Source organism: Halobacillus litoralis (genome assembly GCF_009856445.1).
GTDB classification, from domain to species: Bacteria; Bacillota; Bacilli; order Bacillales; family Halobacillaceae; genus Halobacillus; species Halobacillus litoralis.
The window spans coordinates 629,205-641,709 of record NZ_WMFA01000002.1; the positions used below are offsets into that span (position 1 = coordinate 629,205).

At 43.9% G+C, this 12,505-nt stretch carries 14 protein-coding genes; all 14 read left to right on the forward strand.

Features of this window, described 5'->3' with window-relative positions:
• The first annotated feature begins 74 nt into the window (after nucleotides 1-74).
• The 14 genes from ftsA to GLW00_RS08510 all read left to right on the forward strand — a co-directional run bounded on the left by ftsA (nucleotide 75) and on the right by GLW00_RS08510 (nucleotide 12,336).
• A complete protein-coding gene (gene ftsA / locus GLW00_RS08445; protein ID WP_089652819.1) occupies nucleotides 75-1,370 on the forward strand; it encodes a cell division protein FtsA in 1,296 nt (431 codons plus the stop codon).
• A 75-nt stretch (nucleotides 1,371-1,445) separates the two neighbouring features.
• Nucleotides 1,446-2,606: a cell division protein FtsZ gene (gene ftsZ / locus GLW00_RS08450; protein ID WP_160913051.1), complete on the forward strand. Its 1,161-nt coding sequence runs from the start codon at nucleotides 1,446-1,448 to the stop codon at nucleotides 2,604-2,606.
• A gap of 394 nt (nucleotides 2,607-3,000) precedes the next feature.
• Entirely contained in the window at nucleotides 3,001-3,909 is a 909-nt protein-coding gene (gene spoIIGA / locus GLW00_RS08455) for a sigma-E processing peptidase SpoIIGA (protein ID WP_335808464.1), read from the forward strand.
• A gap of 18 nt (nucleotides 3,910-3,927) precedes the next feature.
• Nucleotides 3,928-4,647, forward strand: coding sequence for an RNA polymerase sporulation sigma factor SigE (gene sigE, locus GLW00_RS08460; RefSeq protein WP_089652821.1), 720 nt, complete (start codon nucleotides 3,928-3,930; stop codon nucleotides 4,645-4,647).
• A gap of 82 nt (nucleotides 4,648-4,729) precedes the next feature.
• On the forward strand, nucleotides 4,730-5,509 hold the full coding sequence (sigG, locus tag GLW00_RS08465) for an RNA polymerase sporulation sigma factor SigG (RefSeq protein ID WP_146818891.1): 780 nt from the start codon (nucleotides 4,730-4,732) through the stop codon (nucleotides 5,507-5,509).
• A gap of 747 nt (nucleotides 5,510-6,256) precedes the next feature.
• Nucleotides 6,257-6,532, forward strand: a complete 276-nt coding sequence (locus GLW00_RS08470) for a YlmC/YmxH family sporulation protein (RefSeq protein ID WP_089652824.1) — start codon at nucleotides 6,257-6,259, stop codon at nucleotides 6,530-6,532.
• Nucleotides 6,533-6,589: 57 nt separating this feature from the next.
• Nucleotides 6,590-7,390, forward strand: coding sequence for a peptidoglycan editing factor PgeF (gene pgeF / locus GLW00_RS08475; RefSeq protein ID WP_160913053.1), 801 nt, complete (start codon nucleotides 6,590-6,592; stop codon nucleotides 7,388-7,390).
• 18 nt (nucleotides 7,391-7,408) lie between these two features.
• On the forward strand, nucleotides 7,409-8,080 hold the full coding sequence (locus tag GLW00_RS08480; RefSeq protein ID WP_160913055.1) for a YggS family pyridoxal phosphate-dependent enzyme: 672 nt from the start codon (nucleotides 7,409-7,411) through the stop codon (nucleotides 8,078-8,080).
• 21 nt (nucleotides 8,081-8,101) lie between these two features.
• The gene (locus tag GLW00_RS08485) at nucleotides 8,102-8,551 is read left to right on the forward strand and encodes a cell division protein SepF (RefSeq protein WP_160913057.1); all 450 of its coding nucleotides are present in this window, start codon (nucleotides 8,102-8,104) and stop codon (nucleotides 8,549-8,551) included.
• 3 nt (nucleotides 8,552-8,554) lie between these two features.
• Nucleotides 8,555-8,824, forward strand: a complete 270-nt coding sequence (locus tag GLW00_RS08490) for a YggT family protein (RefSeq protein WP_089652828.1) — start codon at nucleotides 8,555-8,557, stop codon at nucleotides 8,822-8,824.
• A gap of 73 nt (nucleotides 8,825-8,897) precedes the next feature.
• A complete protein-coding gene (locus GLW00_RS08495; RefSeq protein WP_160913059.1) occupies nucleotides 8,898-9,671 on the forward strand; it encodes a YlmH family RNA-binding protein in 774 nt (257 codons plus the stop codon).
• 77 nt (nucleotides 9,672-9,748) lie between these two features.
• Nucleotides 9,749-10,273: a DivIVA domain-containing protein gene (locus GLW00_RS08500; protein WP_089652830.1), complete on the forward strand. Its 525-nt coding sequence runs from the start codon at nucleotides 9,749-9,751 to the stop codon at nucleotides 10,271-10,273.
• A 681-nt stretch (nucleotides 10,274-10,954) separates the two neighbouring features.
• Entirely contained in the window at nucleotides 10,955-11,428 is a 474-nt protein-coding gene (lspA, locus tag GLW00_RS08505) for a signal peptidase II (protein ID WP_160913061.1), read from the forward strand.
• Nucleotides 11,425-12,336 (forward strand): RluA family pseudouridine synthase, encoded by a 912-nt coding sequence (locus tag GLW00_RS08510; RefSeq protein WP_160913063.1) that lies wholly within the window; start codon nucleotides 11,425-11,427, stop codon nucleotides 12,334-12,336. Before lspA ends, GLW00_RS08510 begins: the two co-directional genes overlap by 4 nt.
• Nucleotides 12,337-12,505 lie beyond the last annotated feature (169 nt).

The window sequence follows — 12,505 nt, forward strand, 5'->3', positions numbered from 1 at the left end:
AAGATTGTATTTTAAGCGTGAATTCGATATGCTTTGAACTACTTATATGGCTTGCTACAGGAGGTGCGTCACTGGTGAATCAAAATGAAATTTTAGTAAGTTTAGATATAGGCACAAGTCGAATCAAAGTGATTATAGGAGAAATTATGAATGATAACCTCAATATTATTGGGGTAGGAACAGCTAAATCGAACGGAATGAAGAAAGGCGCAATTGTAGATATCGATCAAACGGTCCATTCTATACGTTCAGCGGTTGAACAAGCTGAGCGCATGGTGGATATGAAAATTGATCGTGTCGTTGTTGGTGTGAATGGCAATCACATTCAATTACAGCCATGCCATGGTGTCGTTGCCGTTTCCAGCGAGAGCAGGGAAATTGGGAACGAAGACATCACACGAGTGATTGATGCTGCTCAAGTGGTTTCCGTACCCCCTGAAAGAGAGATCATCGATGTGATCCCTCGTCAGTTCATTGTGGATGGGCAGGATGAAATCACAGACCCAAGAGGGATGATCGGAGTACGTCTTGAGATGGAAGGTATGATTATTACCTGTGCTAAAACCGTTTTACATAATACTCTGAAGTGTGTAGAACGAGCAGGTTTGGAAGTACTGGATGTTTGTTTGCAGCCGCTAGCTTCTGGAACTGTCTCGTTATCCGGTGATGAAACGAATCTGGGCGTAGCACTTATCGATGTCGGAGGTGGATCAACCACGATTTCGGTATTTGAAGAAGGACACTTAAAAGGGACAAGCATGATTCCTTTTGGTGGGGACAATTTAACGAAAGATTTGTCCATCGGCCTTCGTACTTCTACAGAAGAGGCTGAGCAGGTGAAAATGGAACATGGACACGCATTTTTTGACGATGCGAATGAAGAGGAAAATTTTTCTGTCACGATTATTGGAAGTAATCGTCAACAGGCATTCAATCAATTGCAAATCTCTGATATGATTGAAGCTAGACTAGAAGAAATTTTTGTCTTTGCTGCACAGGAAATTCAGCGCATGGGAGTACGTGAACTTCCGGGAGGTTTTGTACTGACCGGCGGTACGATGAACATGCCTGGTGTTCTGGAGTTAGCGCAGGATGTTTTCCACGCAAACGTAAGGCTTGCGATTCCGGATTACATCGGAGTAAGAGAACCGCAATTTACGAGTGGGGTAGGAATCTTGCAATTCGCCTATCGTAATGCGAAAATACAAGGCAAAGAGATCTTTCCATCTGTAACTGAAGAATTTCAGGAAAAACCTCAACCTAAAAAGCAAAAGCGTGCGACAAAGCAACAACCAAAAGAAGAAACCGAGAAACCAGAGAAGAAAAAAGAATCAGGTTTCAGTAATCTCTTGAAGTATTTCTTTGATTAATGAACAAGTTTGAGTCGGTCAAGGGACGGACGAACCAATAAATCTTGTAATCTCGTGTATTAGGAGGAACGTAAGATGTTAGATTTTGATACAAGCATGGACCAGCTAGCAACGATTAAAGTAATCGGAGTAGGTGGCGGCGGAAGTAACGCCGTTAACCGTATGATTGAACATGGTGTCCAAGGCGTCGAATTCATCGCCGTCAATACGGATGCACAAGCGCTTAACCTTTCAAAAGCAGAAGTTAAAATGCAAATTGGTGGAAAATTGACTCGAGGACTTGGTGCAGGTGCGAATCCGGAAGTCGGTCGTAAAGCCGCTGAAGAAAGCAAAGAACAAATCGAAGAAGCTCTTCAAGGGGCAGACATGGTCTTCGTAACTGCGGGAATGGGAGGCGGAACAGGTACAGGTGCTGCTCCCGTCATCGCCCAGGTTGCTAAAGAGCTAGGCGCTCTTACGGTAGGTGTTGTCACCCGCCCATTCACGTTTGAAGGACGTAAGCGTTCTACCCAAGCGAGCGGTGGTACAGAAAGCCTTAAAGGTGCGGTTGATACACTGATTGTCATCCCGAACGACCGTTTGCTTGAAATTGTAGATAAGAACACACCGATGCTTGAAGCGTTCCGTGAAGCGGATAACGTTCTTCGTCAAGGTGTACAGGGTATTTCCGATTTGATTGCCGTACCAGGATTGATCAACGTAGACTTTGCCGACGTAAAAACAATCATGGTCGACAAAGGATCCGCGCTTATGGGAATCGGTATAGCGACAGGGGAAAATCGTGCGGCTGAAGCAGCCAAAAAGGCGATCTCCTCTCCACTACTTGAAACTTCCATTGACGGTGCACACGGCGTCCTGATGAACATCAGCGGTGGTGCCAACTTGAGCCTTTATGAAGTTCAGGAAGCAGCGGATATCGTAACCTCTGCAGCAGATCAGGAAGTAAACGTTATCTTCGGTTCTGTAATCAATGAAAACTTGAAAGACGAAATCGTCGTTACTGTTATTGCAACTGGTTTCGATGAAGCACAAATTGCTCAAGGTCAGCAGAAGAAGCGTCCAACCGTGAACCCTGTGAACCAGCAAAAGCAAGTAGAACAACAGCCAGAGCGCAACGTACGAGAGGAACAACCTCCTCGTCGCCAAGCTCCGCCACAACCACAAAACAAACCAAATCAAGAGGAAGACACTCTTGATATCCCGACGTTCCTGCGTAACCGCAACCGTCGCCGATAATACTCATATAAACCCGTCACACATTCCAGTGTGACGGGTTTTTTTTATTTCCTTTCATCATCAACCACTTATTAAACATAATGGCAGGATTGTGTAAGACTCAGTTTCGAGACTTTCCGGGGTTCGTTGCCCGGATTGAGCGCCAGGGGGTGGCTGGGAAGCTACTCGCTTTCCTGTGGGACAGTGGCGAGCTATTCCCCGTAGCCCCCATCCACCCAAAAGAAGTCTCGAAACTGAGTCTTCAAGAATAGGGAGCGTTTTTGGTATAAAGGAATTCTTTCCATCCTTCTACAAAACTTGCTAGCCAGGGGTTCAGATTGTGACAGACTTTTTAACCGGACGGGCTTATACTTTTCATTACAGCAGATAAAGAGAAGGGGGGGGAGAGAGGATCATTTATCTTGATGCTGTCTGGTTGCTCAACCTTTTGATGGATGGCATGATTTTATCGCTTACGCAGGGGATTACGAGAGCGAAATCATCGAAAATCAGAATGATCGCCGGGGCGTTTGTCGCCTCTACGATTGTCCCGATTACCATTTATATGCCGGACTTCTGGCTTGTAGGAAGCCTCGGGAAAATCTTTTTTTCGATGTTCATCATCTGGGTGGCCTTTTCATACACCTCTCTCCGTGCATTTTTTGTCCAGTGGATCAGTTTTTATTTTATTACCTTCGCCATCGGTGGAAGCATGATGGGGGTTCATTATTTTCTTGCGACAGAGATCAGCTTACAAGGGGGTTCAATCGTAACATTCAGTGGTGGTTATGGAGACCCGGTCAGTTGGTTGTTTGTAGTGATTGGTTTTCCTTGTTCCTTTGTTTTTACGAAATGGCGTTTGAACCAAGTCAGCGTCCATAAGATGAAGCTTGAGGATATTTATGACGTGACGGTGGAGTGGAATGGCAGAACTGCTCTTTGTAAAGGTTTAGTGGATAGCGGAAACCAGCTCGTGGATCCGATCAGTCGGAAAATGGTATTTCTAGCCGATTCATTTTTATGGGAACAATTCGTCTCGAAGGAACAGCTTCAGCAGCTCGAAGTGGATCATGTCGTAACTGGTCTAGCAGAGTTACCCGAGGATATTCAGTCCTCCGTCCGGCTTGTGCCCTATCAGGCGGCAGGTGTGACAGGAAAGCTGCTTGTGACGTTACAGGTGGATAAGATTACGGTTAAAACGGAGGCAGGGAACTTAGAAATGAAAGCACCTCTATTAGGGGTGCAGCAACAGGATTTGACACACGATCGACTTTATCAAATGCTCATTCATCCGCACATGATGGTGAAAGGGAAATCAGCGTGATTTCAGGAGGGGGATTCCATGTTCAAATGGTTCTTTAAAGCGCGGCTTTGGTATTATCGCTTGCTTATGAAGCTCGGAATCAAGCAAGATGAGATTTATTACATTGGTGGAAGTGAAGCGCTCCCACCACCATTATCCAGAGAAGAAGAGAGAGAATTGCTTGAACTTCTTCCGAAAGGGGATAAAGCGGCACGCGCGATGCTTATTGAGCGCAACTTAAGGCTTGTCGTCTATATCGCCAGGAAGTTTGAAAACACGGGGTTGAACATAGAAGATTTAATTAGTATAGGAACCATCGGACTGATCAAAGCAGTGAACACGTTTGATCCGGAAAAGAAAATCAAACTCGCGACTTATGCTTCCCGCTGCATAGAAAATGAAATTCTCATGCACCTTAGAAAAAGCAATAAGTTGAAAACAGAAGTATCCTTTGATGAGCCGTTGAATGTGGACTGGGACGGAAATGAACTTTTATTATCTGATATTTTAGGGACAGACGAAGATTTAATTACAAAGGGTATCGAAAAGAAAATCGATAAAAAGCTGCTGAAATCGGCGCTTGAACAATTGAATGATCGTGAAAAGCAGATCATGGAACTTCGTTTTGGCTTAATTGGAAAAAAAGAAAAAACCCAAAAAGATGTGGCAGACATGATGGGCATCTCTCAGTCATATATATCAAGGCTTGAGAAGAAAATTATCCGGCGGCTACAACGCGAATTCGACAAAATGGTCTAGCAGACGACGTCACGTTGATGCATAATTTTCCCACCCAGGGAGATACTGAGAACTGATTACAGCTTCCTGGGAGGGTCTTACATTGACACGACATAAAGTAGAGATATGCGGCGTAGATACTTCAAAACTTCCTGTACTTAAAAATGCAGAAATGAGAGACCTGTTTGAACGCTTGCAAAGTGGAGAGCTGGAGGCAAGAGAGCAGCTGGTAAATGGCAACCTCCGCCTAGTCTTATCCGTTATTCAGCGTTTCAACAATCGCGGAGAGTATGGAGACGATTTGTTCCAGGTTGGATGCATCGGTCTCATGAAATCCATTGATAATTTTGATTTAAGCCACAATGTTAAATTTTCTACTTACGCAGTACCCATGATTATTGGAGAAATCCGCAGGTACTTAAGAGACAACAACCCGATTCGTGTTTCCCGATCTTTGCGTGACACAGCTTATAAAGCTTTGCAGATGCGTGAGAAAATGATCAGTGAGACAAGTAAGGATCCGGCTCCCCATGAAATTGCAGAACGAATGGGAGTCCCGCATGAAGATGTAGTCTTTGCGATGGATGCCATACAGGATCCCGTATCCCTATTCGAACCGATCTACAATGACGGTGGTGATCCCATTTTTGTGGTCGACCAGTTGAAAGATGACCGGGAAAAAGACTCGGTATGGCTCGATGAACTCTCGCTCAGAGAAGGAATGAAGCAACTGAATGACCGAGAGAAAATGATTTTGACTAAGCGATTCTTCCAAGGAAAAACGCAAATGGAAGTGGCAGAAGAAATCGGAATTTCACAGGCTCAAGTGTCGCGTTTAGAAAAAGCGGCGATTAAAGAAATGAATTCATCCATGTTCCAATGAACCCTAAGCTTCTGCCTACGCAGAAGCTTTTTTTATGCACAAACTCTCTTTTATTCCACAAACGCTCCCTTTAGTGGAAGACTCAGTTTCGAGACTTTTGTGTAATTCTAGGGGCTCCGGGAAACGATTCGCTTTCCATGGGGCGGGCGGTGAGCCTCCTCAGGCTACGCCTTCCGGGGTCTCACCTGTCCCACTTGTCCCATAGGAGTCTCACCGTTTCCCTCCGCCCCTTTACCTTATAAGTGTCTCGGAACCACTTCTAAAAGGGTCAGCTTGAATGGTTGAGGGAAGTCGATGATTAGAACACTTGTATTCATAAGTAATATTCCAATTCTTCTCTCCTAGGCGGGCATATAGTGCGTAGTATCAAGCATTTGCGTATGCTCAAAGTTAATGTGGTAGAGATTATATCATTCACTTCTCTTAACCATACAAGCTGATTTTTTAGGTAGTAATTTCGAGAAACTTCCTTGGTTAAGGGGCGGAGGGGAATGGCGAGACTCCTGCGGGAAAAGAGTGCTAGGTGAGAACCCGGAAGGCGTCAGCCTGAGGAGGCTCATCGCGCTCCCGGGGAAAGCGAGTCATTCCCCGCAGCCCCCATCCACTTAACAAAAGTCTCGAAACTGAGTCTTCAACAATCCTGCCATATACATTAATAAGGGTTTGAGTAAATGGGTGGAATCGATTTGTCTGTTTTCTAATTTATTGATTCTATGCATATAGTGGGAGTAAGGAGAGTGAGGAGAAATGAAAATCACGGAACTGCAGATGAAAGATGTCATTGCTATGGAAACAGGAGAACGCCTGGGCTATATCAGTGACCTTGATATCGATACACAAAGAGGCAGGCTTAAGGGGCTTGTTCTCACAATGAAAGGAAAAGCGATGGGGCTATTCGGGAAGGAAGAAGAGATGACGATTCCTTGGGATCAAATCGTCAACATCGGGGCTGATGTCATTTTAGTGAAAAAAAATGGTTACAAAAGCATTTCTACGGTACAAAAGACAGAATCAGACGAATAAGAGAAGAAATTGGATGAAAAATGTGTTAAAATGGAGTGAAATTGAGGTGGTGTTCAAATGGAACCTTTCCAATCACATTCCATTAGACAGATGACTTGTTTTCATTCCCACCAGCATGTGACTGCAGGATTGACAACACGTCAAGGGGGACATAGTGAAGCCCCTTTTGATTCACTGAACATGGGGCTCCATGTATCTGATAAAAAGGAAGATGTGTTGAAGAATAGACGAGCGCTTGCTGAGGAAATCGGCATTCCACTTTCAAGATGGGTGATCGGTGAACAGGTTCATGGCACCGAAGTCGCTGCCGTAGATCAGAGGAATGCCGGTGCGGGTACGACTTCCTTAGAAACCGCCGTCGCCAACGTTGATGGATTGATAACCAATGAGAAAAATCTGGTACTCGGGGCTTTTTATGCGGACTGCGTACCGTTATATTTTTCTGATTCTGAATCAGGATGGGTAGGTATTGCCCATGCTGGGTGGAAGGGAACAGTAAACGGGATGGCAGGGAAGATGATCCGGGCGCTTCAGGAAAAAGGGTGTAAGCTCGAAAATATACAGGCTGTCATTGGTCCTTCCATTGGTAGGAAACACTATGAAGTCGATGACCGTGTCATAAGCTTCATTCCTGAAAACTACAAAAAAGAATGTGTGATGAGTAAAGGAAAAGGGAAATATCAATTAGACCTGAAAGTTCTTCACCAGAAAATGATGATCGAGGAAGGCTTGAAGGAAGAACATATTCAAATGACTGGTTTTTGTACATACGAGGAAGATAAAACGTTTTATTCCCACCGGCGCGATCAAGGAAGGACGGGGCGTATGCTTGGGTTTATCACGCTTCGGACTTTGTGAGCGGGAAGGAGTTCTAACATGTCGGTTGAAGATAACTTAGCAAAAATAGATCAACAAATAGAACAGGCTTGTAAAAATAGTGGACGAGCTAAAAATGAAATCACTCTTATAGCTGTTACCAAATACGTTACTACTGAACGTGCACAGGAAGCGCTGGATGCAGGAATCAAACATCTTGGGGTAAACAGGAAAGAAGGCCTTCTGGAAAAATACGAGGAAATCGGTGATCAGGCAACCTGGCATTTTATTGGGACGTTGCAGTCAAGAAAAGTAAAAGAGGTAATTGGACAAATCTCTATGATCCATTCCCTTGACCGGAAGTCCCTGGCAAAAGAAATTAACAAAAGGGCCAGCTGCCCGGTTCCATGTTTCATTCAGGTCAACATAAGTGAAGAAGAATCCAAACATGGGTTAGCAGCTTCAGAGGTCGAATCTTTCATAGAAGCATTGAGTCAATATGAAAATGTTAAAGTGGTAGGACTGATGACGATGGCCCCACATACGGAAGACGAAGAGAAACTACGTGGCGTGTTCCGCCAATTGAGGGCATTAAGGGATCGCATCAGGGATAAAGGTTATCGTCACGCCCCTTGTGAATATTTATCCATGGGAATGAGCAACGACTTTGCACTGGCGATTGAAGAAGGAGCAACACATATCCGTCTTGGCTCCAGTCTTGTCGGTGAATAAATAAAATCAGAGGTGATGAAAATGAGCATGAAAAATAAATTTCGTTCGTTTTTCACGTTGGATGATGAATACGAGTACATTGAAGAAGAAGTGGAAGATGATTACGAAGAAGATTCTGCCCAGCGTCAACGAGGGGCGAAGAAACAGGAACAGGGCAATGTTGTCAGTTTGAAAAGTGCTAAGTCCTCATCAAAAATGGTATTGAGTGAGCCGAGCAGCTATAATGAAGCTCAGGATATCGCTGATCAGCTGGTGAACCGACGGGCTGTTGTTATCAATTTACAACGTGTCGACCATCATCAGGCAAAGCGGATTGTAGATTTTTTAAGCGGAACGGTATATGCTATAGGTGGAGATATTCAGAAACTTGGAACTCAAACATTTCTTTGTACTCCTGATAACGTTGAAATTTCAGGGTCTATTTCTGAAATGATTGCTCAAGAAGACGATGATATTAACAGAAGGTGGTAAGACATGGCGTTTTTGTTTCAGATTTTAATGACTGCACTACAAATTTATAGTTGGATTCTCATCATCTACATTTTAATGTCCTGGTTCCCTGGGGCACGTGAATCCAGTTTCGGTGAAGTTCTTTCCCGGTTGGCTGAGCCATTCCTGGAACCTTTCCGAAAGATCATTCCTCCACTTGGGATGATTGACATTTCGCCGATTGTGGCCATTCTCGTCCTGAACTTTGCGCGAGCAGGGTTAGGCGAATTATATTACATCATTATGGGATTATAAGTCGAGGAACAGATCAGAGAGCACATCTATGTTCTCAAATCTGTTCCTTTTGGTAATTATGGAGGTTTTTTAGGTGGATATCTATCAGCATTTTCGTAAAGAAGAAAAGCCATTTATAGATCAAGTCTTATCTTTTCGTGAAGATGTGTCTCTTAAATATCAGCGGAAGCTGACAGATTTCCTCGATCCGAGGGAACAAATGATTATGAAGGCGCTTATGGGGAATGACCCGGATCTGATTTACGGATTGGAAGGCGGGGCTGAAGGAAGTGAACGCAAACGAGCGATCATTGCTCCGGATTATGAAATCATTGAAAAAAGTGACTTTCAGTTGACGCTTCTCGAAGCATCTTATCCTCAAAAGTTTGTTACGCTTGAGCATCGGGATGTTCTGGGTGCTTTTATGTCGTTGGGGATTCGCAGAGAGAAAATGGGGGACCTCGTTGTGCAGGAGGGCACGATTCAAATTACAGCAGCCTCTGAAATCAGTGACTATATTAAAATGAACTTAACCGGTATTAAACGTTCCAATGTACAGTTTGAAGAAAAGCCATTATCTGCGCGTATAGTGAGCAATGAAACTTGGGCTACGAAACAAACGACTGTTTCTTCGTTACGCCTGGATGTTATGGTTAAGGAAATTTACGGGATGTCACGCAATAAGGCATCCATGTTTATTGAAGCAGGACAGGTGAAGGTCAATTTCCGTACCGTAGAAGATGCTTCATTTTTATTAGAGGAAGGCGATCTCATTTCTTTACGTGGAAAAGGGAGGAGCCGTCTGGATGAAGTGCTGGGTGAGACAAAGAAAGAAAAATATAAAGTGATGACATCAAAATTAAATTAATGCAGCAGCAAAGAAGGATAACGTAGGTTCCTGTCGAATTTATTAAGATAGATAGATGTTTTGGGGAGGTGGATGGTGTGCCATTAACACCACTGGATATTCATAACAAAGAATTCACTCGCGGTTTCAGAGGATATGATGAAGATGAAGTCAATGAGTTTCTTGATCAAGTCATCAAAGATTATGAAATCGTCATACGTCAGAAGAAAGAGCTTGAACGCGAAGTCAGTCAGTTGAACGAGCGTCTGGGTCACTTCAACGATATCGAGACGACGCTCAATAAATCGATTCTCGTCGCTCAAGAAACCGCAGAAGACGTAAAAAACAGTGCGAACAAAGAATCGAAACTAATCGTGAAAGAAGCAGAAAAGAACGCCGATCGTATCATCAATGAAGCTCTTGAAAAATCCCGTCGCATTAATATCGAAGTAGAAGACATGAAAAAACAGGCGAAAGTTTTCAAAACAAGACTTCGTATGCTGGTAGAAGCTCAAATCGATATGATTGACAACGATGACTGGGATCATCTGTTTGATACAGAGCTTGATGATGAGAAAGAAGTCGAGCGTAAAATGGAAGAGGAATACAGCTCCCAGCCTTAATTCCAACCCGTACATACGGAAATCATACTTTCATACAAATCAAGGTGCCGTTCCTACAAGAACGGCACCTTTTCTCTTCCACCCCTTCTTAAGCAAACTGGCAGGTTTCTTGAAGACTCAGTTTCGAGATTTTTGTGAGAGTTTAGGGCTCCGGGAAAAGGTTCGCTTTCCATGGGGCGGGCGGTGAGCCTCCTCAGGCTACGCCTTCCGGGGTCTCACCTGTCCCACACGTCCCATAGGAGTCTCACCGTTTCCCTCCGCCCCTTTACCATGGAATAGATTCTCGAAACCAACACTAAAAGGCAGCTCTTATGATTTTGATAGGCAGATTATAGAACCCCTGCACTTATAAATAAGGTTCTAATCCTTCCCACCTATAGGCAGGAAAAAAGGGCTTTGTATCAAGCGATTACGCATTCTAAACGTCCATTGGATAGAGTACATATTATCCATTTCCTATAAACATATAAGCTAATTTTCTAAGTAGTGTTTTCGAGAATCTTCCTTGGCAAAGGGGCGGAGGGGAATGGCGAGACTCCTGCGGGAAAAAAGTTCCACTCAATAATAGTCTCGAAACTGAGTCTTCAACTAAAGGGAGCTTATGTGGAAGTGAGAAGTTGTTCTTTGCAGGAGTAGTTTTGTGGTACAATAGGCTAGGACTAAGATTCATGGGGGACGCTTATGATTTTGTATTATATCATTGCCATTGGTCTCATTATCCTTGATCAATGGACGAAGTGGCTTGTGGTCACAAAAATGGATATTGGCCAAAGCATAACCATTATCGAAAACTTTTTCTATCTGACCTCTCACCGGAATCAGGGTGCTGCCTGGGGAATATTACAAGGGCAGATGTGGTTCTTCTATATCATAACGGTGATTGTCATAGGATTTGTCATTTATTATTTACATCAGTATGGAAAAGAAAGTCGCTTTGTAGGTGTAGCTCTTGCTTTCATACTTGCAGGAGCGGTTGGGAATTTCATCGATCGTGTATTTCGTAAGGAAGTGGTCGATTTCGCCAACACCTACATTTTCAGCTATGATTTTCCTATTTTCAATGTAGCGGACTCTGCTCTTGTCGTCGGAGTGATTTTTGTCATGATTGCCACTTTCGTTGATGAGCGCAGAAAGAAAGGAAGTTTGAAATCTTGAGTGAACACTATAAGGTTACAGAAAACGATCAGTCAAAGCGGATTGATAAATTATTAACAGAGGTCATCGAAGAAGCGTCCAGATCTCAAATTCAGGGATGGCTGAAAGATGGCATAGTCTGTGTAGATGGAAAAGCAGTAAAGAGCAATTACAAGGTGCAGGAGGGGGAGAGTATTACGTGGCATATCCCAGAGCCTGAACCGATGGATATCCTTCCTGAGGACATTCCGATTGAGATTGTGTATGAAGATGAAGATGTGATTGTCGTCAATAAACCCTCCGGCATGGTAATCCACCCGGCAGCGGGCCACTATTCAGGTACACTCGTGAATGCTCTGTTATTCCATGTAAAGGATTTGTCTGGAATCAACGGAGTGGAGCGCCCGGGAATCGTTCATCGGATTGATAAAGACACAAGTGGTCTATTGATGGTAGCTAAGAATGATCTCGCTCATCAATCACTGGCGGAGCAATTATCCAAGAAAACCGTGGAACGTAAATATGAAGCGATTGTACACGGAGAAATTCATCATGAATATGGCACGATTGATGCACCAATTGGACGGGATCCTAAAGATCGGCAGAGGATGGCAGTTGTCGATGGCGGGCGTGATGCGGTGACTCATTTCCGTGTCCTGCGTCATTTTACTGATTTCACTTTAGTCGAATGTAAATTGGAAACTGGGCGTACACACCAGATTCGTGTGCATATGCGCTATATTGATCATCCGCTAGCGGGTGACCCGAAGTACGGCCCACGTAAAACGTTGGACCTTGATGGTCAAGCACTGCATGCTAAATCTCTGGGTTTTGAGCATCCGAGAACCGGGGAATGGAAAAAGTTTGAGGTCGAACCTCCAGCGGAATTTAAGGAAACACTGAAGTACTTGGAGACAAAAGAGGTTTAATAAGCTATTGACAAAGTTTATAGGGAGTGTCATACTTCCATATAGAATATAAAGACCTTTAAAAGACAGTCCCGTGAGGCTGAAAAGGTGACGGTTATGCACAGGACACGTGTATTAGAACCCCTTTTCTGCCTTTATGCGGAAAAGGGGTTTTTTCGTCACTGAACAC